We start from the raw sequence: 17,221 nt of genomic DNA, 5'->3' as shown, positions 1-17,221 counted from the left end.
GAATAGGAGGGGTTTGGTGGATTAAGTGGTGATCTAGTTGGCTGTTTGCGATTACAATAACAGTATCATGATACTGTTATTGTAATCGCAAACAGCCAACTAGATCACCACTTAATCCACCAAACCCTCCTATTCACTCGCAAACCTCCCCTAGATCAAATCGAAAAATCTATAAAAACTATAACTGTCTATATAAATGCGAGATCTTTCTAAATTCATTGCTGATGGCCCGCGATTTTTACACGCTCCTCCATCCAAAAACCGCACACCGATCAAAGATATTATATATAAACGCACCTCTTCAGGATAATGATTATATACTTTTAAGCCCGCGTCTTTACCTGGGCCACCAGTGGAAAAATATTCCTTACGTAGAGTATAAATATAGTCATTTATGTAAAATTAACAATTAAATAGAAAATATACCCGAAGGCGCGTGGGCACGCATCTTCCAAAGGTTGCAAATCGATGACTCTCACAAGACCAGCCGAACATCGCTCGATATTACAGGGGCAATGAAAACACCATGTCGCCAGACCGCTTTAATCAATGCTGCGGGTCATCCGCTGGACGCCAATAATATCGCGTCCGCTCTGCAATGTGAACTTTCGTGGATCGAGGCCCTGGAAGCGGGCATGACGCCGTCCCTGCCGGCCTGGCCGAATGGCTTGAAACGCTTGCACAGGCCCATGAGGCTCTTCCGCCACCAATCACCTACAGAGGCAAACGGTCGCCCTCTGATCGCCAACGCCGCCATCTTAACAATCACCGGATCACACATAGGAAACATGTCCCCAACTCTGTGCCTCATCGCTTTTGATCAGCCAGCCGATTGCCATTCAGGAATTTGTCGAGTTCAACAGTACGGGATCTGGATAGCCGAACGTCTTCAGCAAATTGCGGCCACCGGTCTACTGCCGCTCGAACCTGCTCTATAACCTCCCTGGCACCTTGATCCGGGATCGACGCCCCTCTGGAGACCGTCAAAAGGTGAGACATGCCGGGGGTTCTACCTTCCCCTGCTATTGCGCGCTGTGCTCACCGCCTGGTCCGGACGAAAAAGTAAGATCGTATGCCACTGCGGCGCTTTTTACCGCCGCAGTGGCAAAGAGTGCGACCGGAAACTGCTCAAGAAAACGCATAGAAATTTAGTATCAAAGAGCCCCTTAAACCGCCCGGATCAAACAGAATGTTTTTTTGTACGTACGATAATTCTTGCAACGTCCAGTTCATTATTGTACGTACAGTATATGAAAATCACTTACGACGAAACAAAGCGGCTGGCCAACATCGAGAAACACAATCTCGATTTCGCGGACCTGACAATCGAGTTCTTCGCGACCTCTATCGTCCTTCCAACCAAGGCCGAACGCTTCATGGCAATAGGTGAGTTTCAGGGCCGCACCATCATCGCGGTCGTTTTCCGCCCCCTGGGATCGCAAGCTCTTTCTGTCATCTCAATGCGCCCAGCCAGCAACAAGGAAAGGAAGCTGTCATGACAGTCAAATTCGCGTCAAAACGTCCGCTATCAAACGAAGAAGAAGCCGAAGTGCAACGGATGATCGCCGCCGATCCTGACGCACCGGAAGCCACCGACGAGGAGATCGCGCAGGCAAAGCCTTTTCGCGAAGCTTTTCCCGAACTAGCCAAAAGCATCAACCGGGAAATGTCCCGTCGAGGCAGACCGCCAGCAGATAGCACCAAAACGCCCGTGACGATCCGCCTCGACCCCGATCTCGTCAAGCACTACAAGGAAACGGGCAGGGGTTGGCAATCGCGCCTCAACGACGATTTGAGGAAAGTGAACGGTTTATAGTTGACAAGTATCACGACGACCCCGGCCCGGCGCGCTACCGTTGGCGCGAAACGTGGCCGGGAGAAAACCTCGAAGACTATCCTACTCTCATCAGATGCGCGCAGCACTCATCCGAACTGGACAGAGCTTAACACTTGAAAGACAATTATATTGACGCTATATTGCGTCATAATTAACGTTATTATCGATGGGTATCTCAAATGGCTCTTGCTCAATACGCTGACAATGGCCTGTTTGCGCCAAGAAAAATCGCTGACGTTTTTCACACGACAAGCGACGACATCGCCCGTAGTGCTGGACTTGGCAAGGATGCAGTCCAGCGCAAAGAGCGTATCAGATCCGACAAGACACAGCGGCGGCTGCGCGAAATGATCGAAGTCGTCAATAAAGTTGAGACCCGCTTCGGATCCGCGCTCATGGCATACGCCTGGTATCGCTCAGAACCTCTCTCTGGCTTTTCCGGGCAAACCGCAATGCAGCTTGTTCGAGATGGACGCGCTGACGAAGTGCTCGACTATATCGATGCCATCGATGCTGGCGTGCATGCCTGACATTACCGATGCAGTACAAAGGTAAGCTCTATCGAGCACTCAACCCCGTCTACGCTCGCGAACCGCTCTCCGGACGAGGTGCAGAGCTTTACGGCGGCAGATTTAACCCCAGGGGCACGCCCGCACTTTATACCTCATTGACCATCATGACGGCACTGAGGGAAGCAAATCAGGCAGGAAGCCTACAGCCAACCACTCTTGTCTCCTATGAGGCCGATCTCGAGCCTTTGTTCGATACGCGTGACGCGAACGCGCTGCAGGACCATGGCATCAACCTTCAAGATCTTGGCGCGACAACTTGGCGCGACGATATGAAAGTTCTCGGTCAAGCCCCGACACAGCGGCTGGCGCGCGATTTGAAGAGCGCAGGCTTCTGCGGCCTGGTCGTCAGGAGCTTTGCTCCAGGCGCCACCGATGCCGACCTCAATATCGTCCTCTGGACATGGCGAGGATCAGCCCCAACTCGCCTGACGTTGATCGACGACGAACGGCGATTGTCGCAATAGCAGCGTTTCGTCTGAACAATCACAGGATCACCGCAGACTTGCTTGAGCGGGCTTGCTAACATCAGGAAACTGGAAGCAGCCTGACACGGGAAAGCGCGGGCGCTGTCCCAGCCATGATAATCTTCATGACATTCTCCCGGCCATGTTTCACGCCAGTGATAACAAGGTTTCGGGCTGGGATCGTCTGCGCATCTTTTCATGTGCGCAGCTTACCTCCTAGCGCCCCGTCCCGATCCTGCTATTCCCAGCGTTGAGCGGCTGCTTGAAGAGCTTTGGCGTAAATCGATTTCGCGCCAGCGCAATGGATCACTCGTTCTCCGCTTTGCTGTGCATCCGATTGGTAGTAGGCGATCCCGGCAAGCAGGGGCAATAATGCGCTATTGTCACCATCGAACACCCAGACCCCTCCACCACTGACGCCTTGGTAGGTATTGGGGCCTGTGTCCCCATGATTGCAACGGTACTCAAACCTGTCGAATCCCTCTTCGTCGGTCACTGGGTTTGAAATTTCGCCGGGTGCAAACATTAGGACGTGCTCGTCGCGTCTTGTATCTCCATCTTGGCTAATGAACTGAGAATAGGAAACTTGGTCAGGGTCATATCGCTGATTGGCGTCTCCTTGCGGGATGGAAACACAAGACCTTCACCCGTTTCCGATAGTGACAGTGCCAATTCCAGTATCTCAATTGCCCGAGGTGAGAGTGGTACCCTGTGGGCGACTTTTGCCTTCATCCGGGATGCTGGTACCGTCCAGAGCGTATTCTCAAAGCTCACCTCTTCCCATCGCATGTGGCGAACGATCCGGAAACTGAGAGGGTGCTGGCAAGCGCAGGTGAAAATCACTGCGCCAGGCTCCAGAAACCTGACTTCCGCCCGTGCTCTCGTTTCAGGTCAGCTACATACGCATCATTCGACTGTATGCTCCCAAAGTCCTTTATCTGGCTCGCCAGCGATCGGCATTCTGCAAGGTGTCGTGCGGCGTGCTTGTATCGGCTCGACCGGCCACTCCTCAGAGTGAAGTCGATCATGGATCGAAGGACAACGGTCGCTGCTAGCGGGTGTTTCGCGGAAAGCGCGTCTGCAACTGCCGTCATCAGTCCATAGAGATCCCCATCCAGCTCCGCCTCTCGCTTCATTACCAGGTTTGCCGCCTCTGCTGGCGACGGCCAGCGCAGGAAGAAGTGCAGAGCACGATGGACGTTCGGGAATGCCTGGGCGTAGCCGAACGCCTTCGCCTCCGCCTCGATGTCATCGAAGTCAGGCAGGCGTCGGACATAGGCGCGCAGATGCTCATCGTGCAACGACTGCTCAAAACACCTCCACCGGAATGCCTGGGCTTCTTCACCACGTCCGAGTGCTTCCAGAACCTCAATGCGGGCCAACTCCCACTCGAATGGGACATCCGTTCGTCCGTTCGTGTCGACTTTGTCGAGCGCCTTTAACGCTTCTTCGGCTCGTCCCGCTGACACGAGGCGGTGGGCGATGTCTGCTGCAACCATAGGCGCCGCGTGTGTCTTTTCAGGCTGTTGTGCGATATAGGCATCTACGTCACCCAAGGCGTCAGCGATTTCTTGGAGAGCGATACGGATAGTGAGGTCGTTGTGGTTGCCATAAACCTCCTCATAAATCGCGCCAGCACTGCTCCAGCTGATGACTGTCCGGTCCGTCTTGCGAGCCTTCTCTTTTGGTTCTTTCGACCAGGTCACAAAGAGCGCTCTGAGGTGCCTAAGGCCATCATTCTCCAGCGCTGGGATCATGGCAGTGATCAACCGGTCAAACTGACCATAGCCGTTGTCCTGCAATGCCTTGAATATCTTTTCGGCCAGCACGTCGATGTCGATATTCGCAGCCTTGGCGATCGCCCCGGCATCATTGCATGCCTGATGGAAGCTTTGGATTAACGAGCCACTCCCGTCGTCTGAACGTCCAAACAGCGGATCCGCGACAGCCAGGAACTGCCAGATCAGTTCGAAGGCTTCAACTGGATCGTGCAGCGCAACGGTATCGATGATCGTCTTGCGCTGGGTCTCCAGGTCCGTCTTCATTGCCTTGACCTTGCGCCAATCGATGAATGTGCGGGCACGCATGATACTGGAAAGCCTCTTCCGGACCTCTCTGGAAACATCAGCGCTGCTGTGGTTGCCTGCTGCGATCTCCATCCGGAGACGACGCTTGTGTGCGGCGCTGCCGGTGCTGATCTCAATGAGAAGCTCGGCAAGCCTTTGTGCGCCGAGTGCCTCGAGGTTCTTCGCGTTGAGTGTTGTCTTGGCTGCCATGCGTCGTCTTCGATTTGTTTCGCGCCAACGTTAAACTGTCTGGTTCTTCTGGCCAAGGCGGGCGTGCCGGAATTATCCTTGGCCTCCTCAACGGGGCATCCTACGCGTCATGTCGATCGCAAACGGAGATTGATGTGGCGACAATCAGGAAGCTCAGAGGAAGATGGCAAGCACCGGCGCGTCGTCAGGGATTGCCATTTCTGCAAAGCAGCTGACGCGTTTAGAGCGCCGATGACTATCCACTCGTTTGAGACGCTTTTTCATTCGCATTCTCTGCGAGTTTTGTCAGATGCTCTTCGCAAACCTGTTTGACCCGTTCCAGCAGATGCGCGGTCCGTTCTCCAAGCCAGACAAGCGCCTCTTCGCTGATCTCGAAATGCTTCGAATACCTTGCCTTCACATAGGCCTCGTTGATCGTGTTGAACCAGGCCCGCTCGCGGTGTTGGTCGCGCGGAAAGGCTTCGACCAAGCGGAGATCCTGCTCTTCCGCAAGGGAACGCAGAAACTTGATGTTGTGCGATGCAGGTCCGTAGTTTGTTTTTGTCAGGAGAACACAGCTATAGGCTTGTTCAAGGCACTGATGAACCATGAATGCGCCCAATCGGAGATTCTTGCGTCTTTGGTAGTCTTGGCCCCCTTGGAGAAAAGAAATCGCTAACTCGTAACGGTCTTCAAAATGCTCTCTCGCCACCCTCAACCGCTCTTCCGCAGTCAGCGGCTTCGGCTCCGCCAGTGGCTCGTCGTCCAGCTCGTAAAGGACGATACCTTCCTTGCGGATGTCCGAAAAGAAGTAATGACCTTCCTTCAGCTGCGTGTTCACCTCACGACGTGAGTGAACGATGAACTGGGTCGGCGTTTCGATAAAGCTATCGCGGATCAACCGGTCGGCTGCCTTATACCAGTATTCGGCAAAGTCGGTCAGCTTGCGATTGTTGACGATAACCAGAATATCGAAGTCCGAGCGGTAGCCCTTCATCGTGTGCGGTTCGTCGACAAAGGTCCCGCGGGCATAGGAGCCGAACAGAATGATTTTGAGAATGCGTCCACGCTTCTTGAAGTCGGATGTTCCCTCGCCCAGCGCATCCTCGAACTCCTCGTGCAGGATCTCCAGCGCACGGGCAAGCTCGCGTTTCTGGCGGGGCGGGATATGATCGAGGGAAGACTTCATCATGGCAGCAGGTTCTGAATGGCTCGTGGTAGTGATCGACTCTCTTAAAGGTGGTACTGGAGAACCTTACACAGTTCAACCAAAACAACAATTGCAAGAAATCCCGATAGAGCGTTGAGACACATCAAACAAAGGCTTCCGCTGCGATCCGTCAGCTTTCAACCACGACGCTGTTTCGGTGCCTGCTTCGGTGCTGGATTGGGTGTCGCAAGCTTCAGCGGTCGCTCACCAGTCCCTCCGCTTTTGTCTAGCCTCCCCGTCATGCGACCAAGCGTTTCGTCCTTCCACTTCAACTGGTGCACGAGCGCCATGATGACATGGCCACCAATCAGGATCGACAGACACCAAGCCAGCAGACCGTGAAGGAAATTGGCCGGTGTCATCATCCAAGACACCTCCACCCCGCTTGCCGAGATCCACGGTTCCCAGCCCTTGCCGCTGCCATAGGCCCGCAACAGAGCCAGTCCAGGAATGGTAAACATCAGGACACAGAAACTGACGTGCACGGCAACATCCGCCCAGCAGATCTGCAAACAATGCACGATCGGCATCACGACTGAGAAATCCCGGGAGTTGGGTTCCAAGCCATCGCTTCAGATCGTTATGCTCGTTGGTATCGCCATTCTGCGCTAGCCGCTCCAGCAGAAACGAACCGAGCAATATCTTGCGCCGGGTTTCCTGCGCGCGCTCCTGTTTGCCCAGCCGCGATTGTAAACTGCGCTTGCGCTCTTCGAGCTCTTTGATGCGTTGTGCGATCGGCTTTCTCATGACGGCTTGCTCCTTTGACGATTTGGCCTTGGGGCTATTCGAACTCCAATCTCTCAGGTCCCGCAACATGCAGATCTGCACGTCGCCAGCCCGTCCTGCTGGTGCTAGCCATCCCGTGTCGAAAGCAACAAGGGCGCACTTACGAGTTGCTGCGTATGTGACCCAACCGTTTTGCGCGGCGGGAAAGGACAGGTGAAGGTGGCGATTTACCATCTCAGCAGCAAGTCTGTCTCCAGATGGGGTGGCCGCAGTGCGGTCGCCGCGATCGCCTATCGCACCGCAAGTCTGCTGGTGAACGAGCGCGATGGCCTGGTGCATGACTTTACCGCCAAGCAGGGTGTTGATCATTGCGAGATCGTGCTTCCAGATGGCATCAAATCTGAGTGGGCGCTGGATCGCTCGACGCTATGGAATGCCGCAGAAGCTGCCGAGAAACGCTGCGATGCGCGCGTGGCCCGCGAGTTCGAGATCGCTCTTCCGCATGAGCTGAACAACAACGATCGTTTGTCGCTGACGCGTGCCTTTGCGCAGGATCTTGCCAACCGCTATGGCACAGCCGTCGACTTCGCCATCCACGTGCCCCAGGGCAAAAGCGACATTCGCAATATCCATGCCCATGTGATGATGACCACGCGGGTGGTGACACCAACAGGCCTTGGCGACAAGTCGCTGATCGAGCGCGAGAACAAATGGCTGCTCGATCGCGATCTGCCCACCTCGCACCTGCAGATGCGCGATATCAGGCGGGCTTTTGCAGAGCATGCCAACCGCCATCTCCTGCGGGCCGGCCTCGATGTGCGCGTCGATCATCGCTCGCATCTGGAGCGTGGCCTGTCGATTGAGCCAACCGAACATATGGGCGTCCATGCCAGCCAGATGCAGCGACGGGGACTGGATGTTGAGCGAAGCCGGATCGAGGAACAGGCAGCCAAACGAAACGCTGTCATCATCAGACGCAAACCGGACGAGGTGCTGCGGCTTCTGACCGACGAGAAAAGCGTGTTTACCCGTCACGATATCGCCCGTACGATCCATCGCTACATCAACGACACCGACGCAATCCAGCGGGCATTTGCCACCGTCATGGCGTCATCACAGCTGGTTGAACTGCAAGCCGAACAACACGATGAACTGGCGCGCTATTCCACCCGCGAGATGATCGGCATCGAACATGCCATGGCAGCCAGTGCCCTGCGGATGGCAGACAGAGACAGCCATGGTGTGAGAGCAGACCATGTCGATCGCGCGCTTGATCGCCAGGACGCGATGTTGCCGGGTTCGGGCCTCAGTGACGAGCAGCGGACTGCTGTTCGTCACATCACCTCCCCGCAACAGATTGCCGCCGTGATCGGCTTTGCCGGTGCTGGTAAATCCACCATGCTGGCGGCAGCCCGCGACGCCTGGGAGCGCCAGGGGTTTACGGTTCATGGGGCAGCCCTTGCCGGAAAGGCAGCCGAAGGTTTGACGCAATCATCCGGCATTACGGCACGCACTTTGGCATCATGGGAATATGGCTGGCAAAACGGCAAAGGCGAACTTCAGCGCGGCGACATCCTTGTCATCGACGAGGCCGGCATGGTGGGAAGCCGACAGCTTGCGCGGATCGTGAAGGAGGTCGAAGTGCGGGGTGCCAAGCTCGTTCTTGTCGGCGATCATGAGCAACTTCAGGCGATTGGCGCAGGCTCGCCGTTCCGCGCCATTGCAGAGCGCATCGGTTCGGTCGAACTGTCGCAGATCCGTCGGCAGAAACAGGATTGGCAGCGGCAGGCATCAATTGCCTTCGCGACCCATCGCACCGGTGATGGACTGGCGGCTTACGCTGAACGGGGCAGCGTCCAGTTTGCCGATGACCGCGATCAGGCGCGCGAACACCTCGTGCGCGACTATCTTGCCGATCGCCTCAACAATCCCGATGCCTCGCGCATTGCACTGGCCCATCGCCGCGTGGATGTTCGTGCCATCAATGACGCGATCAGAGAGGCACTTCAGGCTGAAGGGCGGCTCGCGAAAGGGAGTGCTCTGGGCAGCGGGGATGATGAAGCATCGATCGTTAAAGTCGGGACGGATCTTGCCCTCAAAAGCGACCGCGAGATCGTCTACCAGACCGTCAACGGCAAGCGGGGCTTTGCACCCGGTGACCGTATCCTTCTTCTGGAAAACAATCGCGATCTCGGCGTCAAGAACGGCATGTTGGGAAGGGTGGAGGCCGTCGAGCCGAACGCAATACAAATACGCCTCGACGGATCTTCCGCTGGGCAAAACGATGCCCGCCTTCTATCTCTACCCGTCAAAGATTACCAGAGCTTTGACCATGGTTACGCCACCACCATTCACAAGGCTCAAGGGGCAACCGTCGACCGCGCCTTCGTCATGGCATCATCAACCATGGACCGGCATCTGACCTATGTTGCCATGACCCGCCATCGCGATCAGGCGACCCTTTATGCCGGTCGGGACGAGCTCAAAAACATCACCGCGCTCAGCGACAGCATTAGCCGTTCCGGTGCCAAGGAGACGACGCTCGATTACATCAAGCTCTTTGCCGAACGGCGCGGGCTGACATCAAAGTTGAACGAAACGGACGCGATAAAACTTGAAGTTAAAAAAGCGATCGCGCATGACGTCCAGCACCCCGCCGGGCAACCCGTGGGGCAAGAGCAGGATCGGCCACACGATCGTGGACAGGCTTACGAGGAGCCAGTCCACGATCTGGCTGGTCCTGCTCGCAAACGCCAACTGTCGAGCGGCCTGACACACCCCAGCACAACCAATGACGAACCGTTCGTCGCGTATGGCGAGCGTCCCGCCCCGCTCATTCCGGCCGTCACCCAATATGCCAAGACCATCGAAGACATCGCGCGCGAAAAGGCCTTGCCCCATCTGACCAGAGACATGGAAGACGTTCGGTCTGTCGGCCGCGACATCTACCTCGATCCGGACCATGCTGTCGCCACCCTCACCTCTGCCATCACCGAGAAGGGAATAAAGGGACAGGTCCTGGCCAAATCACTCGTCGAACGCCCAGAGCAGTTCGGGGCCATGCGCGGCAAGGCCGGGCTATTCGGTGACAACAGGGAACGCAAGCTTGCCCGCCAGTTGACCAACGCCCTTAGCAGCCATGTCCTCTCCGCGGCCAAAACCTGGCAGCGCCGCCTGGAGGCAGAGCGCCGGTCAGAAACCTGGAAACGCGAACGCCAGGATATCGTTGAAGTCCCGGGGCTTACACGCGGCAGTGAAGCACTTCTACAGCAGCTCGCCAGCCTATCCCATGCAGACCGACCTGCGTTCCTCAAGCAATTGCTGACAACGCCGGAAGGCACACAAGCAATGACTGAGGCAAAGACAATCGCCAGTGCCCTCGATCAGCGATTTGGAAGCATAGACATGCGGCAGTTGAAGCCCGAGCCATTACGGCTGGGGCCAGACATTGCCAATAAGCTCGATCAGATCAAACAGGTTGCCCGCATCGTTGAACGCGCTCACCGGGCTGAACTCACCCACCAGCACGAGCTGAAACAGTCGCTGAGGAAAAGTCTGGGGTTGAGGATGTGACGTCAGCATGTGGAGCGGCCTCGCATCATCGCGATTGGTCGCAGCCAACAGCGCTTCTGCTTCGCAGGTATCATATTCACCTAGCGACGGTGGGCTAGATCAGAAACCAGATCGCGATTGCCGCGACAATGCCAAGAGCGACGACCTGCCGCATCGGCCACGCGTGAGTGACATCTGGAAGCTTTACCTTCAGCACAACGAAGCTGGCCTTACCGGCATGTCACCCAACCAGATGCGAAAGCACAAGATCTCGCGCGAGCGTGCCATCCGATATTTTAATGATTTCATCGGCGATCGCGAACTGCACAGCATCGATCGTGCCGACACGATCAGGTTTCGCGATTGGTGGGTGCGCAAGATCAAAGATGAAAAGCTCAAGGCGTCCAGCGCCAACCGCAGCTTTGCGGATATCGCCGGCATGCATGATATCATCGATGACGGACTTCACACGCAGTTTCATAAGGCGTGGGAGAAGATCCGGATCAAAGAGACGAATGCGACCAACCTCGACAAGCGACCGCCATTCCCGTTACATGGATCAAAGAAAAAGATCCTTGCACCAGGCGCACTCGACGGCCTCAACGCTGAAGGCAAGGCCATCATCATACCATGATCTAGACAGGGATGCGGCTGGGGGAGGTTTGTAATTGCGGCCTCAGGATATTCAGTTAGACGACGAGATACCTCACGTGGAGGTCGCTGAGCGTGAGGATCGTAGAAACAAAACAGATTACTCGATCAGACGCATTCTGCTCGTCGGCATTGCGCTTGAGGCGATGAAACAGCACCCGTCCGGCTTTCCGCTTTACCAGGACAAAGCCGACACAGCCTCAGCGAACATCAACAAGTTTTTGCTAAACGCAGGCCTGCGGCCGACGACCAAACACACTGTCTATTCATTTCGACATACGTTTCAAGACCGCTTTGAAAACGCCGGTGCGTCAGATTGGATGCAGGCAGATCTTATGGGGCACGAATTTGGGCGTCCGATTTACGGCGATGGTGCGGAGATGAGGCGAAGGCGGGAGTTTCTAGAGGGTATTAAGTTCGATTTAGATGGGGGAACGGCCGTTGCTGATTAGAAGACTAGCAGTTGAGAACGTAAGAAGTTTCCTTACGCGTAGAGACATGATGTTTGATGGGTTGATGTCTATCATCATCGGCCCGAACGGCGGGGGTAAAACCAATCTGTTGGACACCCTCGTAACGGTTCTCCGAAGATACCTTCTTTCCACAAGCTATCTTCAAATGCACGCGACTGAGAACAACATCGAACATTGGCTTCCCCAGCTGAACCAAAGCTTTAGCGGAATGAGCCTTGAGAAGCATAGCAACGGAAATGATTTAGACCAATGTGTGGAAATTGAAATTGAGGTCACACCGCAAGATGTGGAAAATGTGTGCTTGCTACGAGATAGTGCGCCAGAAATTCTCAGTTATTTAGTTAGCAAATCGCGCAGGATACACGACAATCCGTGGGAGAAAGTTCTTGAGTGGCCCGTCAATGAACTGACGGCGGGGATGCGGCTGACTTATTCGTGGACCAATTGGCAGATGGCAAGCAGTCAAGATGCTGCCCATAATACGTATCTGTCCTACCTTCGATTATTCGAGATGGATAGCGCACTTCGTGCAGAGGTTGGCATGAAACCCCTGTCAGCGCCGTTGCTGTACCTCCCGGTTCATCGGGCAGCTAGCGGGTTGATAAGCAATGTCGCTTTAAGTGCTTTTGACGAAAAAGCCCAAAGGCAATCAATAGACACGACAACATCACGAACGACTTCCAGCGTCATGAGTTTGGCAATCGGCCGACTTGCAAAGCAATTCAGACTGCTACAAGAAGAAACCAACGTTGATGCCAGAATGAGATTTCAAGACACGGATGCCTGCAAATCTATAACTGAAACACTGTCAAGATTAGGCTACAGCTGGGAACTCGCAACCAAAAACGCGCTTACTAACGAATACTCAATCCGCCTTACAAAACAGGGTAGCTCTTTTCTCGTAGATCACGCATCTTCAGGCGAGAAAGAAATTTTGAACTATATTTTCGCCATCTATGCGCTCGAAATCCGGAACGCGGTGGTTGTTGTTGATGAGCCAGAATTGCATCTTCATCCAAAGTGGCAAAAAGTACTCGTAGATCTTTTCGGCAAACTATCCAAAGATACCGGTAATCAATTCGTTATGGCAACGCACTCCCCGACGTTCGTTTCACCGTCTTCAATCGAGTTTGTATCCCGCGTTTTCAGCCACGAGCAACAAAGCCAAATTGTTCGCCTAAATTCCTCGGGCTTACCGGGCTCCAAACACTTGTTCAACCTGGTGAACAGCCACAACAACGAACGGCTATTTTTTACAAATAAGGTTGTGCTGGTAGAAGGCATTACAGACAGGCTTGTTTTCGAAAAAATTTTGGAGAGCATTTATGGTACGATGGGCCACCCTGGCTCGCCGGAAATCGAAATAATCAACGTCGGAGGCAAGGGCTTGTTTGAAGCCTACTCCCTTATTCTTCAGTCGTGCCAAATCGATTACTGCATTATTGCGGATTTTGATTACATAGAGCAGATCGGTACGCCTGAGCTAAAAGCCATGTTCAAACTGAACGCACGCGAGATCAAAAATGACGTCATCGATAATGTGAAGAGCATGGACGGTGACGCGCTGGCTGCAGCGATAAGAGAAGGCCTAAATACCAAAAACTTCGATCTTTCCAACTCTATTTGGCAGTACATCGAGAGCAAGAGGAGAGTGCTGAGGCAAGACCTGAGCGCCACGGAGAAAAGACAGCTTGCAAATTTTTTAGCTGACAAGCGCGATGAGCAGATTTTTGTGTTAAGCGAGGGAGCTCTAGAGGACTACCTTCCTGCAGGCTTTCGAGCAAAAGACGTGCAAAAGGTCGTAGATTTCGTTTCAGGGCCAAAGATCTTGGACAGAATGAGACAAGAAAGCCGGCATGAGCTTGAAATGATCGCGAAAGCCATTTTGGTCAACTGACACCGTTAGACGGCCAAGATGAATGGCCTTGATCTGCAGGCATACTTGGCCGATGTGCTCGATCGCATCCACGATCACAGATCAAAAGGTTAGACGAGCTGCTTCCGTGGAACTGGTCGCCGCTCGTCAAAATCTCCGCAGAGGCAGCCTGATGGCGACAGTAACCACGTCCGTACAATCAAATTTGTAGCCGAAATTCTCGAAGAGGACCCGGAGCTTCGTAACCGATATTCCACCCCCACGTTGCCCACTAGCGCCTGATCTGTGATCGAGTTTTCATGGACGAGCGATAAGGAGTTTCTCCATGGACACTACATTGGAGGTTCTCACGACGCGGCGGAGCGGACGTAAGGCGCATCGTCAATGGTCAGATGAGGTCAAGGCACGGATAGTGTCGGAGAGCTTGCGGCCTGGTGTGACGGTGAATGAGGTCGCGGCCCGTCACGGGCTGAAGGCCAATCACCTATCGACCTGGCGAACACTGGCACGAGAGGGAAAGCTAGTTTTGCCTGAGCCGGAAGACGCAGTCGAATTCGCGGCCACGGTTGTCGAGACGCCCGCGCCGGAGCCGCCGAGCGTCAAACCAGTCTGCCGCCCCGAGATTGTTGTCGGCCCTGTCACGATCCGTCTTGAAGAAGGTGCGTCTGTTACCCGGATTGCTGCCATCGCGCGTGCACTGGCGGCGGCGATATGATCTTCCCCTCAAACCGCGTCCGGACCATAGTGGCGACCAAACCCGTAGACTTCCGTAAGGGGCATGACGGATTGGTGGCGCTGGTTAAGAACGAGCTGCACAAGGACCCGTTTACGGGAACGGTCTTCGTGTTTCGATCTCGCAGGGCAGATCGGCTGAATCTGACCTACTGGGATGGTTCCGGCATCGTGCTGGCGTACAAAAGGCTGGAAGAGCATAGCTTCACCTGGCCTGGCATCAAGGACGGCCTGATGACAATGAGCCACGCTTAGTTCGAGGCACTGTTCGCCGGGCTTGATTGGAGGCGGGTTCGGGCTGTCGAAACGAGAGCGCCGGAGACCATCGAATAGCTGCGACACGATGACTCAGCAGGATAGATTCCGGAAGCAAAACGGATTTGGTTTTGGTAGGCTCTGGCCATGTTGGACGTTGCCAATCTTCCCGATGATATTGTTGCCCTGAAAGCGATGCTGGTCGCGGCGCAGACACGCGAGGCAGGCAAAGACGCACAGATGGCTCGCAAGGACGAGCGGATCGAACGGCTTGAGAAGCTGGTCGCAGCCTTCAAGCAGGCAGCATTCGGGCGCAAATCCGAGAAGACCGATCCCGACCAGTTCGATCTGGCATTCGAGGACCTGGAAACCGCGATGGCTGCGATCCATGCCGAGGATGAGGCGGACGCTCCCGCTGGAAGAAAGACGGCAAAGTCGCGCACAACCAATCGTGGCTCTCTTCCAAAACATCTTCCCAGAGTGGAAGAGGTGATCGAGCCAGCAAGCCTGATCTGCGCCTGTAGCGGTTGCCTGCATCGCATCGGCGAGGATGTCTCCGAACGATGGCTCGCTGGGACGTGACGCTCCATGCTGAACCCGTAAAACAGCGCTTCCTGCGCTACCGTCCGCTCGCCCATCATCGGCACATCCTCCTAAATCCGTAGAAGGAGTGAATCAGAACTTTGCACCGACAGCAACGCCGACTTTTTCAACGGTATCGGCGCAACGCTGCCAAGGCGGAAGTTGGCCTGTCGCGGACTTCCATTTCTGCCACTAGATGCCTAGTCTTCGCCAAAAGAATGAATGCAATCGCGACCATCAGGACGCTCAATGTTAAAAAGCTCAGGCATACACGTATTTACAGCTCTCTTCGCGACCAATGAGGAGGCCTCCGCCTTTGGGCATCCTCGCTGGGAACCAGAGCCAAGTCAGGATGCTTCGGAAGAGGAATACACGGCCTAGGAGGATCGAAACCCAATCTGGCCAATGAAGTTCGAGCTAGGCTGCTCCATCGACAACGATTTTGTTGAGATCATCTGGAAGAGCGGCAAAGAACCAGATTGGGATTATCTAGTTTCGAGGCTGGACCTCACGCAGGTGACCAAGATCAAACGCCAGACCCAGATGGTAAATACCCTTGTCTTGATTGATCATACGGCTATCGGAGGCGAAACGCCAAAGTTCGTGTCCACCGGTAAGCTGACTTATCACGGGCGTCACAAAGCATCTTCTTAGTAATCGTCGCAAGCGTCTCTAGGGTTGTTGCTATACCCTTATGGTGCAAAGCTGCCAAGGGAGCATTTGCCCATTGCGGCAATACGGGCTAGCCTATGCGGAAGACGAGATCACACAAGTAGGTACACCATCCTCGCGCAACGCTTGTAGGTAGAGGAGAAATTGGTCCTCATCCCGACTAACAGGTAGCTTAGACTTCTTGATGCCTGGAAGATGGGTCTGCATAAGCTGAAGTGCCCGCTTTTTGCCGCTGACGTCATCAGCATCCGCGACCCTCTGGCTGATGGCCTCCAGCATGAGCAGTGCCGCTAAGTGCCGTATATCATTGGCTGCTGGACCTTCGGCATACTTGCTGTCTGCGCAGGCGAGATAGGCGGCATTAATCCTCTTCAAAGTTGCATCCGGGTGTAAGCGGTAGGCCGTAAGCAATCTTGCTTGCTTCGTGTATGCGTCGCTCGGCAAAAAAATGCCTTTCCGATAGATGTCGCGGTACCACCAAGAACTAAGAGAATAGCAATTAGGACGGGTGTTCTCATGGCAAACCTCGCTGGTCGACCAAAATCTATCATCGCTCAGTTCAGTATTCGTTGCGGATGAGCGGACATTTTTATTGATCAAATTTGCTGGCTGTCACATCCTGCACGATCACTTTTGGTGGATTCTTGCCAATCTGTCAGAACAGTAGTCTTCGGAACAGCCCAATGCGCTTGGTCAATGTGCGGGGAAAACACCGCTGGAGTGCACCCCATTTCACCGGACAGGTCGGCTAGGTTGATTTAGCTCTGATGAACTGCCGAGGGGAAGCCATCTTGAACGCGGAATGGGGATGGATTTCGTTGTAGTCCTCGATCCATCCGTCGATGAGCCGGAGCGCTGTTTGGGCGTCCGGAACTTGGGATATCCAAATATAGTCCCGCTTCAACGTTTTGACGAAAGCTTCCGACATGCCATTCGACTGCGGGCTGGCGACCGGCGTGAAGCAAGGTATCAGATTGAGTGCCTGGGCGAACAGCCTTGTCTCCCGCGCGGTGTAAGCCGAACCATTGTCCGAGAGGTGCTCGATAGCATTGGGGGCTCGGGTTGCGCGGAAGCGTTTCTCGACTGCCTCCAACATCATGTCGCGCACGTCAGAGCCGGAGATGCCTGCATTGGCGACTGCCGTCCAAGCGATGATCTCGCGGTCGAAGGCGTCGATGATGAAGGCGAGACGAATGATCTCGCCATTCCAGCAGGTGAACTCCAGACCGTCCGAGCACCAGCGAAGGTTAGAGCGCATGACCATGACCTTGCCATCATGGATGCGGCCTTTGCGAACGGCCGTATGTTTCTCGAGCAGCATGGCATGGTTGCCCATGATACGATGAACCCGTTTGGCGTTGACG

At 54.7% G+C, this 17,221-nt stretch carries 16 protein-coding genes and 4 pseudogenes; 13 read left to right on the top strand and 7 right to left on the bottom strand.

Annotated elements, in window-relative coordinates; all coding sequences use genetic code 11:
• Positions 1 to 526: 526 nt before the first annotated feature.
• The 5 genes and pseudogenes from DSM25558_RS29550 to DSM25558_RS26740 all read left to right on the top strand — a co-directional run.
• Positions 527 to 733, top strand: a pseudogene (locus DSM25558_RS29550) (hypothetical protein); the annotation flags it as partial.
• A 517-nt stretch (positions 734 to 1,250) separates the two neighbouring features.
• Entirely contained in the window at positions 1,251 to 1,499 is a 249-nt protein-coding gene (locus DSM25558_RS26755) for a BrnT family toxin (protein WP_042618643.1), read from the top strand.
• A complete protein-coding gene (locus tag DSM25558_RS26750) occupies positions 1,496 to 1,816 on the top strand; it encodes a BrnA antitoxin family protein (RefSeq protein WP_042618644.1) in 321 nt (106 codons plus the stop codon). Before DSM25558_RS26755 ends, DSM25558_RS26750 begins: the two co-directional genes overlap by 4 nt.
• Before the next feature lie 200 nt (positions 1,817 to 2,016).
• Complete coding sequence (locus DSM25558_RS26745) at positions 2,017 to 2,367, top strand: MbcA/ParS/Xre antitoxin family protein (RefSeq protein WP_077107665.1); 351 nt, start codon at positions 2,017 to 2,019, stop codon at positions 2,365 to 2,367.
• 8 nt (positions 2,368 to 2,375) lie between these two features.
• Positions 2,376 to 2,873, top strand: coding sequence for an RES family NAD+ phosphorylase (locus DSM25558_RS26740; protein WP_077107664.1), 498 nt, complete (start codon positions 2,376 to 2,378; stop codon positions 2,871 to 2,873).
• 238 nt (positions 2,874 to 3,111) lie between these two features.
• Here the strand turns inward: DSM25558_RS26740 and DSM25558_RS26735 are convergent, their stop codons facing one another.
• The 5 genes from DSM25558_RS26735 to DSM25558_RS26715 all read right to left on the bottom strand — a co-directional run bounded on the left by DSM25558_RS26735 (position 3,112) and on the right by DSM25558_RS26715 (position 6,823).
• A complete protein-coding gene (locus DSM25558_RS26735; RefSeq protein WP_077107663.1) occupies positions 3,112 to 3,399 on the bottom strand; it encodes a hypothetical protein in 288 nt (95 codons plus the stop codon).
• A complete protein-coding gene (locus tag DSM25558_RS26730) occupies positions 3,399 to 3,662 on the bottom strand; it encodes a tyrosine-type recombinase/integrase (RefSeq protein WP_077107662.1) in 264 nt (87 codons plus the stop codon). The genes DSM25558_RS26735 and DSM25558_RS26730 overlap by 1 nt, the downstream gene beginning before the upstream one ends.
• 50 nt (positions 3,663 to 3,712) lie before the next feature.
• Positions 3,713 to 5,149 carry a DUF6880 family protein gene (locus tag DSM25558_RS26725; RefSeq protein ID WP_077107661.1) on the bottom strand — a complete coding sequence of 479 codons (1,437 nt, stop codon included), beginning with the start codon at positions 5,147 to 5,149 and terminating at the stop codon, positions 3,713 to 3,715.
• 235 nt (positions 5,150 to 5,384) lie between these two features.
• Positions 5,385 to 6,320, bottom strand: coding sequence for a nucleotidyltransferase and HEPN domain-containing protein (locus DSM25558_RS26720; protein WP_077107660.1), 936 nt, complete (start codon positions 6,318 to 6,320; stop codon positions 5,385 to 5,387).
• A gap of 155 nt (positions 6,321 to 6,475) precedes the next feature.
• On the bottom strand, positions 6,476 to 6,823 hold the full coding sequence (locus DSM25558_RS26715) for a cytochrome b (protein ID WP_159442532.1): 348 nt from the start codon (positions 6,821 to 6,823) through the stop codon (positions 6,476 to 6,478).
• Between the two features lie 460 nt (positions 6,824 to 7,283).
• On the opposite strand from DSM25558_RS26715, the gene traA reads away from it, so the two are divergent.
• The 8 genes and pseudogenes from traA to DSM25558_RS26675 form a co-directional block, all read left to right on the top strand.
• Positions 7,284 to 10,637, top strand: coding sequence for a Ti-type conjugative transfer relaxase TraA (gene traA, locus DSM25558_RS26710; RefSeq protein WP_077107668.1), 3,354 nt, complete (start codon positions 7,284 to 7,286; stop codon positions 10,635 to 10,637).
• Positions 10,638 to 10,644: 7 nt separating this feature from the next.
• Positions 10,645 to 11,250 (top strand): hypothetical protein, encoded by a 606-nt coding sequence (locus DSM25558_RS26705; RefSeq protein WP_077107658.1) that lies wholly within the window; start codon positions 10,645 to 10,647, stop codon positions 11,248 to 11,250.
• A gap of 34 nt (positions 11,251 to 11,284) precedes the next feature.
• The gene (locus DSM25558_RS26700) at positions 11,285 to 11,719 is read left to right on the top strand and encodes a site-specific integrase (protein WP_077107657.1); all 435 of its coding nucleotides are present in this window, start codon (positions 11,285 to 11,287) and stop codon (positions 11,717 to 11,719) included.
• Positions 11,694 to 13,637 carry an AAA family ATPase gene (locus tag DSM25558_RS29885; protein WP_371480635.1) on the top strand — a complete coding sequence of 648 codons (1,944 nt, stop codon included), beginning with the start codon at positions 11,694 to 11,696 and terminating at the stop codon, positions 13,635 to 13,637. Before DSM25558_RS26700 ends, DSM25558_RS29885 begins: the two co-directional genes overlap by 26 nt.
• Before the next feature lie 9 nt (positions 13,638 to 13,646).
• Positions 13,647 to 13,789 (top strand): annotated as a pseudogene (locus DSM25558_RS28015) (transposase domain-containing protein); the annotation flags it as partial.
• A 152-nt stretch (positions 13,790 to 13,941) separates the two neighbouring features.
• On the top strand, positions 13,942 to 14,331 hold the full coding sequence (locus DSM25558_RS26685) for an IS66-like element accessory protein TnpA (protein WP_077107655.1): 390 nt from the start codon (positions 13,942 to 13,944) through the stop codon (positions 14,329 to 14,331).
• A pseudogene (tnpB, locus tag DSM25558_RS26680) lies at positions 14,328 to 14,681 on the top strand (IS66 family insertion sequence element accessory protein TnpB). Before DSM25558_RS26685 ends, tnpB begins: the two are co-directional and overlap by 4 nt.
• A 69-nt stretch (positions 14,682 to 14,750) precedes the next feature.
• A pseudogene (locus tag DSM25558_RS26675) lies at positions 14,751 to 15,167 on the top strand (IS66 family transposase); the annotation flags it as partial.
• Positions 15,168 to 15,932: 765 nt separating this feature from the next.
• Here DSM25558_RS26675 and DSM25558_RS26665 read toward each other — a convergent pair.
• Together DSM25558_RS26665 and DSM25558_RS26660 are read right to left on the bottom strand one after the other, a co-directional pair.
• Complete coding sequence (locus DSM25558_RS26665) at positions 15,933 to 16,457, bottom strand: hypothetical protein (RefSeq protein WP_143240260.1); 525 nt, start codon at positions 16,455 to 16,457, stop codon at positions 15,933 to 15,935.
• 148 nt (positions 16,458 to 16,605) lie between these two features.
• Positions 16,606 to 17,221 (bottom strand): IS3 family transposase (locus DSM25558_RS26660; RefSeq protein WP_143240259.1); only part of this gene is annotated, 616 nt, incomplete at its 5' end.

This window comes from Agrobacterium sp. DSM 25558 (assembly GCF_900100825.1).
Lineage (GTDB): Bacteria > Pseudomonadota > Alphaproteobacteria > Rhizobiales > Rhizobiaceae > Agrobacterium.
The sequence above is the reverse complement of the archived record's forward strand: the minus strand, read 5'-3'. Positions and strand labels throughout refer to the sequence as shown.